Source organism: Curtobacterium pomorum (assembly GCF_044497295.1).
Taxonomy (GTDB): domain Bacteria; phylum Actinomycetota; class Actinomycetes; order Actinomycetales; family Microbacteriaceae; genus Curtobacterium.
This window is the reverse complement of record NZ_CP172409.1, coordinates 3,360,247-3,373,174: the sequence shown is the minus strand read 5'-3', so window position 1 is coordinate 3,373,174 and position 12,928 is coordinate 3,360,247. Positions and strand designations below refer to the sequence as shown.

Sequence of the window (12,928 nt, the reverse complement as noted above, 5' to 3'; positions counted from 1 at the left end):
CCGACTCTCTCGACGACCAGTCCGACCAAAGGTGGAATCCCATGTCCGTATCCGTCGCCGTGGCGGGAGCCTCCGGCTACGCGGGTGGTGAGCTCCTGCGCGTGCTCTCCGCCCATCCCGAGTTCGACGTCAGGACGGTGACGGCGTTCTCGAACGCCGGACAGCCGCTGATCGCGACGCAGCCGCACCTCCGCTCGCTGTCGCACCTGACCCTCGAGAAGACGACGGCCGAGACGCTCCGGGGGCACGACGTCGTGTTCCTGGCGCTGCCGCACGGTCAGTCCGGCGCGATCACCGAGGAGCTCGGTGACGAGGCCCTCGTCGTGGACTGCGGCGCGGACCACCGCCTGACGGACCCCGCGGCCTGGGAGCAGTTCTACGGCGGCGAGTACCACGGCGCCTGGACCTACGGCCTGCCCGAGCTCCTGCTCGCCGCCCCGGCCCCCGGCTCGGCCGACGAGTGGCGCGAGGTCGAGGACATCGCGTCGCAGGGCAAGCAGCGCTCGGCCCTGGTCGGCACCAAGCGGATCGCCGTCCCCGGGTGCAACGTCACCGCGGTGACGCTCGGCATCCAGCCGGGCATCCAGGCCGGACTCGTCGAGTCGGACGACATCGTCGCGGTGCTGAGCGTCGGCCCGAGCGGTGCCGGCAAGAAGCTCGCGAACACCTACCTGGCGTCCGAGATCATGGGCTCCGCCAGCGCCTACGCGGTCGGCGGCACGCACCGGCACGTCCCGGAGATCCAGCAGAACCTGGTCGTGGCGGGTGCTGCCGACGTGACCATCTCGTTCACGCCCGTGCTCGTCCCGATGTCGCGCGGCATCCTCGCGACGACGACCGCCAAGATCACCCCCGGGGTGAGCGCGCGCGACGTGCGACTCGCCTGGGAGCAGGCCTACGCCGACGAGCCGTTCGTGCACCTGCTGCCCGAGGGCGAGTTCCCCCGGGTCGCGGACACGATCGGTGCGAACACCGCACTCGTCGGCATCGCCGTCGACGAGGCCGCTGGCCGCGTCGTCGCCGTGACGGCACTCGACAACCTCGCGAAGGGCACGGCGGGCGCCGCCGTCCAGTCGACCAACATCGCCCTCGGTCTGCCGGAGACCCTGGGCCTGAGCGTGGACGGAGTCGCACCGTGACCGACGCAAGCAACGAACCGACCGCCACCGGCGGGACGGACGCGGCCACGGGCCTCCCGGCCCTGCAGGGCGTGACCGCAGCAGCGGGCTTCCGCGCGGCCGGCGTGACCGCCGGCCTCAAGACCAGCGGCAAGCCGGACGTGGCGCTCGTCGTCAACGACGGCCCCGACGCGGCCGTGGCCGCGGTGTTCACCAGCAACCGTGCGCAGGCGCACCCGGTGATCTGGTCCCGCCAGGTCGTCGGTGACGGCGCTGCGCGTGCCGTCGTCCTGAACTCCGGCGGTGCCAACTGCTTCACGGGCCCCTTCGGCTTCCAGACCACGCACATGACCGCCGAAGCAGTGGGCGACGCCCTCGGCATCGGCGCCGGCGACGTCGTCGTCTGCTCCACCGGCCTGATCGGGGTCGGCGACCAGACCTTCCGCGACGGCGTGCTGCGCGGGGTCGACCTGGCGAGCGCCGCACTCAGCGCCGACGGCGGCCCGGACGCGGCCACGGCGATCATGACGACCGACACCAAGGCGAAGCAGTCCGTGGTGACCGAGGACGGCTGGACCGTCGGCGGCATGGCGAAGGGCGCGGGCATGCTCGCACCAGGGCTCGCGACGATGCTCGTCGTGATCACCACCGACGCCGTCCAGACGCCGGACCAGCTCGACCAGGCGCTCCGCGCGGCCACCCGCATCACCTTCGACCGCGTCGACTCGGACGGCTGCATGTCGACGAACGACACCGTCGTGCTGCTGTCGTCGGGCGCGAGCGGGGTGACGCCCGAGGTCGGCGACTTCCAGGAAGCACTGACCGCGGTCTGCGCGGACCTGGCCCGCCAGCTGCAGCAGGACGCCGAGGGCGCGAGCCACGACATCACGATCGAGGTCGTGCACGCCGCGACCGAGGACGACGCCGTGACCGTCGGCCGGAGCGTCGCCCGCAACAACCTGTTCAAGGCCGCGGTCTTCGGCAACGACCCGAACTGGGGCCGGGTGCTCGCGGCGATCGGCACGACGGACGCCGACTTCGACCCGTACGCGGTCGACGTCAGCATGAACGGTGTCCGGGTCTGCCACGCCGGTGCGCCGGACCAGCCGAGCGACACCGTCGACCTGACGCCGCGCGACACCCACGTGCGCATCGACCTCGGTGTCGGGACGCACGCGGCGACGATCCTGACCAACGACCTCACGCACGACTACGTGCACGAGAACAGCGCGTACTCCAGCTGATGGCGAACGACACCGAAGGGGCCGGGACGCCCCTCACGAAGGAAGAAGAACACGAGTTCGCGGCCGTCAAGGCCGCGACCCTGATCGAGTCCCTGCCGTGGCTCAAGCGCTTCTCCGGCAAGGTCGTCGTCGTCAAGTTCGGCGGCAACGCCATGGTGAACGACGATCTCAAGCGGGCGTTCGCCGAGGACATGGTCTACCTCCGCTACGCCGGCCTGCACCCCGTCGTGGTGCACGGTGGGGGTCCGCAGATCTCGGCCGCGCTCAAGGAACAGGGCATCGAGTCCGAGTTCCGAGGTGGCTACCGCGTCACCACGACCGAGGCGATCACGGTCGTCCGCGACGTCCTGGCGGGCGAGGTCAACCGCGAGATCGTGGACCTGATGAACGAGCACGGCGAGGGCCTGGCCGTCGGCGTGTTCGGCGACGGCGGGTCCTTGTTCACCGGTGAGCAGAAGGGCGTGGTCGTCGACGGGCAGGAGTACGACCTCGGCCACGTCGGTGACATCACCCACGTCGACCCCTCCGGGGTGCTCGCCGCGATCGAGGCCGGCCGGATCCCGGTGGTCTCGAGCATCGCGATCGACGACGCCCACCCGGACCAGGCGCTCAACGTGAACGCCGACGCGGCGGCCGGCGCCCTGGCGATCGCGCTGCGTGCGTCGAAGCTCATCATGCTCACCGACGTCCCCGGCCTGTACCGCAACTGGCCGGACCGCGACTCGCTCGTCGACCTCATCGCGGTCGAGGAGCTCCGCGAGCTCCTGCCGTCCCTCGAGTCGGGCATGATCCCGAAGATGACCGCGTGCCTCGACGCCGTGGTCGGCGGGGTCGGCGGGGCGACGATCATCGACGGCCGGATCCCGCACTCGATCCTGCTCGAGGTCTTCACCCTGCGCGGTGCGGGCACCGAGGTGATCCCGGACCCGAGCCGACGAACCGAGAACCAGATGACCCACGCCGAGATCGGCCGACGCGTGGCAGCACCGTCGACGAGCACCAGCACCGGCCAACACGTGGCCAGCACGACCGAGAAGGGGCAGCAGCAGTGAGCAGCGAGACGCAGACCGAGACCTGGAACGACCGGTTCGGGGCGTCGCTCATGCGATCCCTGACGCCGCCGAAGATCATGCTCGAGCGCGGACAGGGCTGCCGTGTCTGGGACGTCGAGGGCAACGAGTACCTCGACTTCCTGGCGGGCATCGCCGTCAACTCGCTCGGCCACGCGCACCCCGTCCTGGTCGAGGCGATCGCCGACCAGGCCGCGAAGCTCGTGCACGTGTCGAACTACTTCGCGACCCCGCCGCAGCTCGAGCTCGCGGAACGCCTCAAGCGCATCACCGGTGCGGGCGACGCCGGGCGCGTGTACTTCGGCAACTCCGGTGCCGAGGCGAACGAGGCCGCCTTCAAGCTCGCGCGCCTGAACAAGGGCGCGGACGGGCAGAAGACCCGCATCCTCGCGCTCAAGCAGGGGTTCCACGGCCGTACGATGGGTGCGCTCGCGCTCACCGGCAAGCCCGCGCTGCAGCAGGACTTCCTGCCGATGATCCCGGGGGTCGAGCACATCGACTCCACCGTCGCAGCGCTCGAAGCGTCGATCGACGACACCGTCGCGGCGATCATCATCGAGCCGATCAAGGGTGAGGCCGGCGTCGTCGACCTGCCGGAGGGCTTCCTGCTCGCGGCACGCCGACTGACCGAGGAGCACGGTGCGCTGCTGATCCTCGATGAGATCCAGACCGGCGTCGGACGGACGGGCAACTGGTTCACCTACCAGGGGCACGGCTTCACCCCCGATGCCATCACGGTGGCCAAGGGCATCGCCGGTGGCTTCCCGATCGGTGCGCTCGTGACCTTCGGGTGGGCGTCCGACCTGTTCTCGGCCGGCCAGCACGGTTCGACCTTCGGTGGCAACCCGCTCGGCACCCGGGTGGCGAACGCGGTGCTCGCCGAGATCGAGCGCGCCGACCTCGTCGCGGCCGCCGTGGTCAAGGGCGAGCGGATCCGGGCCGGCATCGCCGGCATCGGTTCACCGCTCGTCGAGGAGGTCCGCGGCACCGGCCTGCTCATCGGCGTCGGGCTCACGGGTCCGGTCGCGGCTGCGGTCAACGCCGCCGCGCTCGAGCGTGGCCTCATCATCAACGCCCCGAACGAGTCGAGCCTGCGCCTCGCGCCGCCGCTCATCGTGTCCGACGCCGAGATCGACGAGTTCGTGTCGATCCTCGCCCAGAGCCTCGCGGCCGTCGCTGCCGCCCAGGAGACCTCCGCATGACCCGCCACTTCCTCCGGGACGACGACCTCAGCCAGGCCGAGCAGTCCGCGATCCTCGACATCGCCGACCAGATGAAGGCCGACCGCTGGGGTGCGAAGCCCCTCGCCGGCCCGCAGAGCGTCGCGGTCATCTTCGACAAGTCGTCGACGCGCACGCGGGTGTCGTTCCACGTCGGCATCTCCGACCTGGGCGGCAGCCCGCTGATCATCTCGACGGCGAACAGCCAGCTGGGCGGCAAGGAGACCCCGTCCGACACCGCCCGTGTGCTGGAGCGCATGGTGTCGGCGATCGTCTGGCGCACCTACGGCCAGGCCGGTCTCGAGGAGATGGCTGCCGACACGACCGTCCCCGTCGTCAACGCGCTGTCCGACGACTTCCACCCGTGCCAGCTGCTCGCCGACCTGCTCACCATCCGCGAGCACCGCGGCACGCTGGCGGGCCAGACGGTGGCGTTCATCGGCGACGGTGCGAGCAACATGGCCCAGTCCTACCTGCTCGCCGGCGCGACGGCGGGCATGCACGTCCGGGTCGCTGCCCCGGCCGAGTTCTCGCCGTCCCCGCAGGTCGTCACCGATGCCGAGCACCGTTCGGCCGAGACCGGTGGGTCCGTGCTGGTCGTGACCGACCCGGTGGCCGCGGTCGCTGGCGCCGACGTCGTGGTCACCGACACGTGGGTGTCGATGGGCAAGGAGTCCGAGAAGCAGTCGCGTCTGGACACCTTCTCCGGGTACCGGGTGGACGACGCCCTCATGGCGCACGCCGCCGACGACGCGGTGTTCATGCACTGCCTGCCCGCCGACCGCGGCTTCGAGGTGACCGCCGACGTCATCGACGGGCCGCGCAGCATCATCTGGGACGAGGCCGAGAACCGTCTGCACGCCCAGAAGGCGCTGCTGGCCTGGCTCCTCGCCGCGAACGGCGCGACCGCGACCGCGACCGCGACCGCGTCCGCGTCCGCGACCGCCGCGGCAACCGCGTAGGCGCACCGCATGGCAGACCGCGTCGTCCTCGCGTACTCCGGCGGCCTCGACACCTCCGTCGGGATCGGCTGGCTGCGTGACGCCACCGGCAAAGAGGTGGTGGCGCTGGCGGTCGACGTCGGCCAGGGCGGCGAGGACCTCGACGCGATCCGGCAGCGCGCGCTCGACTGCGGGGCCGTGGAGTCGATCGTGGTCGACGCCAAGGACGAGTACGCCGACGAGTACATCGTGCCTGCCCTCAAGGCCAACGCGCTGTACCAGAAGCGCTACCCGCTGGTGTCGGCGCTGAGCCGCCCGCTCATCGCGAAGCACCTCGCGCTGACGGCGAAGCAGCTCGGCGCCGACAGCGTCGCGCACGGCTGCACCGGCAAGGGCAACGACCAGGTCCGGTTCGAGGCAGCGGTCGCGGCGATCGCCCCGGACCTGCGGAGCGTGGCACCGGTCCGCGACCTCGCCCTGACCCGCGACAAGGCGATCGCGTACGCCGAACAGCACGCGCTGCCGATCCAGCAGTCGCAGCGGTCGCCGTACTCGATCGACCAGAACGTGTGGGGTCGTGCGGTCGAGACGGGTTTCCTCGAGGACCCGTGGAACGCCCCGACCGAGGACCTCTACGCCTACACGCAGGACCCCGCCGTGCAGCGTGACGCGGACGAGGTGACGATCACGTTCGAGCGCGGCGTCCCGGTGGCGCTCGACGGGCAGCGCTTCAGCGTGCTGCGGATCGTCCAGGAGCTGAACGCCGTGGCCGGCAAGCACGGCGTCGGCCGGATCGACGTCGTCGAGGACGGCCTCGTCGGCATCAAGTCGCGCGAGGTGTACGAAGCCCCGGCGGCGATCGCGCTCATCACGGCGCACGAGGAACTCGAGCGTCTCACCCTCGAGCGCGACGTGAACCGCTACAAGCGCGGTGTCGAGTCGGAGTGGGCCGACCTGGTCTACGACGGCCTGTGGTTCGGCGGGCTGAAGCGCAGCCTCGACGCCTTCATCGACCACACCCAGCAGCACGTCTCCGGCGACGTCCGCCTGCAGCTGCTCGGCGGCCGGGCGACGGTGAACGGCCGTCGGTCGGAGCAGAGCCTGTACGACTTCGACCTCGCGACGTACGACACCGGCGACACGTTCGACCAGTCCCTCTCCAAGGGCTTCATCGAGCTCTGGTCGCTCCCCAGCAAGATCTCCGCCCGCCGCGACGCGGCGAACTGACACCCGCCGCCACCCGGCGGACTGACACCCGCCGCCACCCGGCGGACGACGCCCCACCGCCACCCGGCCCGACGACAACGACGCAGGACGACATGACCGACGAGAAGACCGACGCCACCAACACCGGAGCCCTCTGGGGCGCCCGCTTCGCCGACGGCCCGAGTGCGGCCCTCGCCGCGCTGTCGAAGTCGACGCAGTTCGACTGGCAGCTCGCGCCGTACGACATCGCCGGCTCCCGCGCGCACGCCCGGGCCCTGCACGCGGCCGGGTACCTGACGGCGGACGAGCTCGAGCGCATGCTCGCCGGGCTCGACCGGCTCGAGGCCGCGCACGCGGACGGCACACTGCTGCCGGACGAGTCCGACGAGGACGTCCACGGCGCCCTCGAACGACTGCTGATCGCCGACCTCGGTCCGGAACTCGGCGGCAAGCTCCGCGCCGGCCGCAGCCGCAACGACCAGATCGCGACACTCGGCCGCATGCACATGCTCGACCACGGGCGGCGCATCGGACGGCTCGTGATCGACCTGGTCGACGCGATCACCCAGCAGGCGAACGAGCACCCGGCGGCGATCATGCCGGGTCGCACGCACCTGCAGCACGCGCAGCCCGTCCTCCTCGCGCACCACCTGCTGGCGCACGCCTGGCCGCTCGTGCGGGACCTCGAGCGCCTTCGCGACTGGGCGGGCCGTGCGAGCGTCAGCCCGTACGGTGCGGGTGCCCTCGCCGGCAGTTCGCTCGGCCTCGACCCCGCCGCGATCGCCGCGGAGCTCGGGTTCGACCGGCCGGCCGACAACTCGATCGACGCCACGGCCGCCCGCGACGTCGTCGCCGAGTTCGCGTTCGTGCTCGCGCAGATCGGCATCGACGTCTCGCGCCTGTCGGAGGAGGTCATCCTCTGGAACACGAAGGAGTTCGGCTTCGTCCGGCTCCACGACGCGTTCTCGACCGGGTCGAGCATCATGCCGCAGAAGAAGAACCCCGACATCGCCGAGCTCGCACGCGGCAAGTCCGGTCGTCTCATCGGCAACCTGACGGGGCTGCTCGCGACCCTGAAGGGCCTGCCGCTCGCCTACAACCGCGACCTGCAGGAGGACAAGGAGCCGGTCTTCGACTCGGTCGCCACGCTCGAGGTCCTGCTGCCCGCCTTCACCGGCATGATCGCGACGCTCACGTTCGACACGGACCGGATGGCCGAGCTCGCACCGCAGGGGTTCTCGCTGGCGACCGACGTGGCCGAGTGGCTGGTCCGCCAGGGCGTGCCGTTCCGTGACGCCCACGAGGTGTCCGGTGCGCTGGTCCGGTACTGCGAAGAGCGCGCCATCGAGCTCGACGACCCGACGGACGACGAGTACCGCTCCGTCTCCGAGCACCTCACCCCCGGTGTCCGTGCCGTGCTCACGATCGAGGGCAGCGTCGCGTCCCGCTCTGGCGTCGGCGGCACCGCTCCGGACCGCGTCGCCGAGCAGCTGGCCTCCGTCACGCGCCGCGTCCACGACCTCGCCGAGGGCGCTCCCTTCACGCGATGACCGAGGGGCTGCTCGCGATGCTCGCCGAGCCTGCGCCGATCGTCGCACCCGCACTGCTCGGTGCGACGATCACGGGCCGGGGTGTGACGCTGCGCATCACCGAGGTCGAGGCCTACTTCGGGCCCACCGACCCTGGTTCGCACGGCCACCGCGGGCCGACCGAGCGCAACCGTCACCTGTTCGGCGCTCCGGGGACCCTGTACGCGTACCGCTCGTACGGCATCCACACCTGCGTCAACGTCGTGAGCGCGCCGGCGGGCACCTCCTCCGGCTCCCTGCTCCGCGGGGCGCAGGTGATCGAGGGTGTCGAGACAGCACGTGGACGACGTGGCCCGTCGGTCGCCGACGTCGCGTTGGCGCGCGGCCCCGGCAACCTCGGTGGCGCGCTCGGCGCGGTGCTCGGGCAGGACGACGGCACCTCGCTGCTCGACGGGTCCGGTCCGTTCGTGCTCACGTTGGCACCCGGCCTGGAGGCCCGGCTCGCCTCCGCCCCGCCGACTCGGGTCGTCGAGGAACTCCTGACCGAGACCGCACCCGGCCCCGGCGGGGCCGGAACGGTCCCACGCGTCTCGCGCGGACCGCGCACCGGCGTCGGCGGCATCGCCGGCGGTGCGCAGTACCCCTGGCGCTTCTGGTTGACGGGCGACCCGACGGTCTCGACGTACCGACGGCACAAGGGTGCCCTCGACTGATCCCCACCGGCGCGGCCGGCCCGCCGCTGGCGCGTCGCGCCGGAACCGGCGGCGTGGGCCCGGACGCACCACGGGCCTCCCGGTCGACGGCGCCTGTCGGTGGTGCGCCGCCGCTACGATGGCGGGGTGTCCAGTGATACCGCTCAAGACGTCCTGACGCGCCAGCAGAACGACCCCACCTTCGCCTCGGTGTGGGACGAACTGCGCTGGCGTGGTCTGGTGCAGGTCTCGACCGACGAGACCGCACTCCAAGAGGCCCTCGACGGTGACCCGATCACGTACTACTGCGGGTTCGACCCCACGGCACCGTCGCTGCACTGCGGCAACCTCCTGCAGCTCCTGACCATGCGTCGGTTGCAGCTGGCCGGGCACAAGCCGCTCGCGCTCGTCGGGGGATCGACGGGACTCATCGGCGACCCCCGTCCGACGGCGGAGCGCACGCTGAACACCCGCGAGACCGTCGCCGAGTGGGTGGCGCGACTGCAGTCGCAGGTGTCCCGGTTCCTCAGTGCGGACGGAGACAACGGCGTGCGGCTGGTGAACAACCTGGACTGGACGTCACCGATGTCCGCCATCGATTTCCTGCGCGACGTCGGCAAGTACTTCCGGGTGAACTCGATGCTCAAGAAGGACGCCGTCGCCGCGCGGCTGAACTCCGACGCGGGCATCAGCTACACCGAGTTCAGCTACCAGATCCTGCAGGGCCTCGACTACCGGGAGCTCTTCCGGCAGTACGGCTGCACGCTGCAGACGGGTGGCTCGGACCAGTGGGGCAACCTGACCTCGGGGACGGAGCTCATCCGTCGTGCCGAGGGTGCGACCGTGCACGCGCTCGGGACGCCCTTGATCACGAACTCGGACGGCACGAAGTTCGGCAAGAGCGAGGGCAACGCCATCTGGCTCGACGCCGAGATGACCTCGCCGTACGCGCTGTACCAGTTCTGGCTCAACACGGCGGATGCCGACGTGATCGCCCGCCTGCGGGAGTTCACGTTCCTGTCCCGCGCCGAGATCGAGCGGCTCGAGCAGGCGGTCGCCGACGAACCGTTCCGACGCGAAGCGCAGCGGACCCTGGCGTTCGAGGTGACTGCGCTGGTGCACGGGGTCGATGCCACCCAGGCCGCGATCGACGCCGCGGCCGCGCTCTTCGGCAACGGCGACCTCGGTGCGCTCGACCCGGCCACGCTGCGGTCGGCGATCGCGGAGCTGCCGGGATCGGTGACCCTCGAGCCCGGAGCCGACGTGGCACGGGCCCTCGTCGAGACCGAGCTCGTGAAGTCCCTCGGCGAGGCCCGGCGTGCGATCGACCAGGGCGGCGTGTACGTGAACAACGTCCGTGCCGAGGACCCCGCCGCACCGTTGTCGGACCTCGCCCTGCCCGGGGGAGTCCTCGTGCTCCGCCGCGGCAAGAAGACCCTCGCCGGTGTGACCTTGGCCTGACCCTGCGGAGATCCGGACGACGCGTGTTGCACAACGCGACACGCCCGGGATCGGGCCTGGCTTGGCACACCCGCCCAGGCCTGCGTAAAGTTCCTACTCGTCACCCCAAAGGTGCGGCGGAGCGGCTGGAGCGAAAGCCCAGAGCACGCCGGCCCTCAAGCGGGACCGTCCTCCACTGAAGTTCAGATCAAGCCTTGTGCTCGGTCGCTTCGACGCCTAGGATGACAAGCCCACCGGTTCTCTCCCCTCGGGATGAGCCACAGGACCTCCGGGTCCGACGACACACCGGTGGCAAGCCAAGTACACAAGCCTCTCTGGCGGAGCATCTTCGGGTGTCGAGTGGGGGAGTGCGTCTGGTCCTTGAGAACTCAACAGCGTGCACATTGTCAATGCCAATTTATTGATTGACCTCGTGCCTGGCCTTCCTTCGGGTTGGTTGGGTTTGAGACAATTCCTTTTGGATTGAAGATTGTCAGTAGACAGTCAACAGTCAGAATCAACTCGGTCTGGCACCTTTCGGGTGTTGGGTCTGTATTTTTTTACGGAGAGTTTGATCCTGGCTCAGGACGAACGCTGGCGGCGTGCTTAACACATGCAAGTCGAACGATGATGCCCAGCTTGCTGGGTGGATTAGTGGCGAACGGGTGAGTAACACGTGAGTAACCTGCCCCTGACTCTGGGATAAGCGTTGGAAACGACGTCTAATACTGGATATGATCACTGGCCGCATGGTCTGGTGGTGGAAAGATTTTTTGGTTGGGGATGGACTCGCGGCCTATCAGCTTGTTGGTGAGGTAATGGCTCACCAAGGCGACGACGGGTAGCCGGCCTGAGAGGGTGACCGGCCACACTGGGACTGAGACACGGCCCAGACTCCTACGGGAGGCAGCAGTGGGGAATATTGCACAATGGGCGAAAGCCTGATGCAGCAACGCCGCGTGAGGGATGACGGCCTTCGGGTTGTAAACCTCTTTTAGTAGGGAAGAAGCGAAAGTGACGGTACCTGCAGAAAAAGCACCGGCTAACTACGTGCCAGCAGCCGCGGTAATACGTAGGGTGCAAGCGTTGTCCGGAATTATTGGGCGTAAAGAGCTCGTAGGCGGTTTGTCGCGTCTGCTGTGAAATCCCGAGGCTCAACCTCGGGCTTGCAGTGGGTACGGGCAGACTAGAGTGCGGTAGGGGAGATTGGAATTCCTGGTGTAGCGGTGGAATGCGCAGATATCAGGAGGAACACCGATGGCGAAGGCAGATCTCTGGGCCGTAACTGACGCTGAGGAGCGAAAGCATGGGGAGCGAACAGGATTAGATACCCTGGTAGTCCATGCCGTAAACGTTGGGCGCTAGATGTAGGGACCTTTCCACGGTTTCTGTGTCGTAGCTAACGCATTAAGCGCCCCGCCTGGGGAGTACGGCCGCAAGGCTAAAACTCAAAGGAATTGACGGGGGCCCGCACAAGCGGCGGAGCATGCGGATTAATTCGATGCAACGCGAAGAACCTTACCAAGGCTTGACATACACCGGAAACGGCCAGAGATGGTCGCCCCCTTGTGGTCGGTGTACAGGTGGTGCATGGTTGTCGTCAGCTCGTGTCGTGAGATGTTGGGTTAAGTCCCGCAACGAGCGCAACCCTCGTTCTATGTTGCCAGCGGGTTATGCCGGGGACTCATAGGAGACTGCCGGGGTCAACTCGGAGGAAGGTGGGGATGACGTCAAATCATCATGCCCCTTATGTCTTGGGCTTCACGCATGCTACAATGGCCGGTACAAAGGGCTGCGATACCGTAAGGTGGAGCGAATCCCAAAAAGCCGGTCTCAGTTCGGATTGAGGTCTGCAACTCGACCTCATGAAGTCGGAGTCGCTAGTAATCGCAGATCAGCAACGCTGCGGTGAATACGTTCCCGGGCCTTGTACACACCGCCCGTCAAGTCATGAAAGTCGGTAACACCCGAAGCCGGTGGCCTAACCCTTGTGGAAGGAGCCGTCGAAGGTGGGATCGGTGATTAGGACTAAGTCGTAACAAGGTAGCCGTACCGGAAGGTGCGGCTGGATCACCTCCTTTCTAAGGAGCATCTGGCACCACGTGTGGTGTCCAGGCGCCTGATTCGGACCGAACGTGTCCGACGGGTAGCTCATGGGTGGAACATTGACAGTGCAGCTGGTACCGATGGTGCTGGCCTCAGTACGCTCCGCTTGCGGGGTTGGAACGGGTTGGTGTCGCACGGGCTGGCTGGTGCACGTTGTTGGGTCCTGAGGGACCAGGCTTCCTGATCTGCTGTGAGGCGGGTTGGGGGTTGGGCCTTAAGGGTCCTTCGTTGGGCCGCATGAAGCACTGTCATTGGACGGTGGGGAGTGTGGTGCCGATCGTATGTTGAGAACTACACAGTGGACGCGAGCATCTTTGATTCGCGTCATCCAATCGATCTGAGGTCTTCGGGCTGATGGTTGT

The 12,928-nt window shown here is 68.7% G+C and carries 9 protein-coding genes and 1 rRNA gene; all 10 read left to right on the top strand.

All coding sequences use genetic code 11. From position 1 onward, the window contains the following. Positions 1-41: 41 nt before the first annotated feature. The 10 genes from ACGH48_RS16115 to ACGH48_RS16070 all read left to right on the top strand — a co-directional run bounded on the left by ACGH48_RS16115 (position 42) and on the right by ACGH48_RS16070 (position 12,541). Positions 42-1,139: an N-acetyl-gamma-glutamyl-phosphate reductase gene (locus ACGH48_RS16115; RefSeq protein ID WP_123312127.1), complete on the top strand. Its 1,098-nt coding sequence runs from the start codon at positions 42-44 to the stop codon at positions 1,137-1,139. A gap of 62 nt (positions 1,140-1,201) precedes the next feature. Next, positions 1,202-2,362, top strand: coding sequence for a bifunctional glutamate N-acetyltransferase/amino-acid acetyltransferase ArgJ (argJ, locus tag ACGH48_RS16110; RefSeq protein ID WP_340195575.1), 1,161 nt, complete (start codon positions 1,202-1,204; stop codon positions 2,360-2,362). Continuing rightward, on the top strand, positions 2,362-3,414 hold the full coding sequence (gene argB, locus ACGH48_RS16105; RefSeq protein ID WP_123312128.1) for an acetylglutamate kinase: 1,053 nt from the start codon (positions 2,362-2,364) through the stop codon (positions 3,412-3,414). The genes argJ and argB overlap by 1 nt, the downstream gene beginning before the upstream one ends. A 50-nt stretch (positions 3,415-3,464) precedes the next feature. Next, positions 3,465-4,634 (top strand): acetylornithine transaminase, encoded by a 1,170-nt coding sequence (locus ACGH48_RS16100; protein ID WP_395871515.1) that lies wholly within the window; start codon positions 3,465-3,467, stop codon positions 4,632-4,634. Then, positions 4,631-5,614: an ornithine carbamoyltransferase gene (gene argF, locus ACGH48_RS16095; protein ID WP_396289322.1), complete on the top strand. Its 984-nt coding sequence runs from the start codon at positions 4,631-4,633 to the stop codon at positions 5,612-5,614. The genes ACGH48_RS16100 and argF overlap by 4 nt, the downstream gene beginning before the upstream one ends. A 9-nt stretch (positions 5,615-5,623) precedes the next feature. Continuing rightward, the gene (locus ACGH48_RS16090; RefSeq protein ID WP_396289321.1) at positions 5,624-6,820 is read left to right on the top strand and encodes an argininosuccinate synthase; all 1,197 of its coding nucleotides are present in this window, start codon (positions 5,624-5,626) and stop codon (positions 6,818-6,820) included. Positions 6,821-6,912: 92 nt separating this feature from the next. Beyond that, entirely contained in the window at positions 6,913-8,349 is a 1,437-nt protein-coding gene (gene argH, locus ACGH48_RS16085) for an argininosuccinate lyase (protein ID WP_396289320.1), read from the top strand. After that, positions 8,346-9,041 (top strand): DNA-3-methyladenine glycosylase, encoded by a 696-nt coding sequence (locus tag ACGH48_RS16080; protein ID WP_396289319.1) that lies wholly within the window; start codon positions 8,346-8,348, stop codon positions 9,039-9,041. The genes argH and ACGH48_RS16080 overlap by 4 nt, the downstream gene beginning before the upstream one ends. Before the next feature lie 126 nt (positions 9,042-9,167). After that, positions 9,168-10,481 carry a tyrosine--tRNA ligase gene (gene tyrS / locus ACGH48_RS16075; RefSeq protein WP_123312133.1) on the top strand — a complete coding sequence of 438 codons (1,314 nt, stop codon included), beginning with the start codon at positions 9,168-9,170 and terminating at the stop codon, positions 10,479-10,481. Positions 10,482-11,019: 538 nt separating this feature from the next. Further along, positions 11,020-12,541: ribosomal RNA gene (locus tag ACGH48_RS16070) — 16S ribosomal RNA — on the top strand. The last annotated feature ends 387 nt before the right edge of the window (positions 12,542-12,928 follow it).

What these genes read in the sequence shown, in the direction of transcription:
- ACGH48_RS16090 (WP_396289321.1), top strand. Translation starts at nt 5,624, where the DNA reads ATGGCAGACCGCGTCGTCCTCGCGTACTCCGGCGGCCTCGACACCTCC.
- ACGH48_RS16115 (WP_123312127.1), top strand. Translation starts at nt 42, where the DNA reads ATGTCCGTATCCGTCGCCGTGGCGGGAGCCTCCGGCTACGCGGGTGGT.
- argB (WP_123312128.1), top strand. Translation starts at nt 2,362, where the DNA reads ATGGCGAACGACACCGAAGGGGCCGGGACGCCCCTCACGAAGGAAGAA.
- argF (WP_396289322.1), top strand. Translation starts at nt 4,631, where the DNA reads ATGACCCGCCACTTCCTCCGGGACGACGACCTCAGCCAGGCCGAGCAG.
- ACGH48_RS16100 (WP_395871515.1), top strand. Translation starts at nt 3,465, where the DNA reads ATGCGATCCCTGACGCCGCCGAAGATCATGCTCGAGCGCGGACAGGGC.
- ACGH48_RS16080 (WP_396289319.1), top strand. Translation starts at nt 8,346, where the DNA reads ATGACCGAGGGGCTGCTCGCGATGCTCGCCGAGCCTGCGCCGATCGTC.
- argH (WP_396289320.1), top strand. Translation starts at nt 6,913, where the DNA reads ATGACCGACGAGAAGACCGACGCCACCAACACCGGAGCCCTCTGGGGC.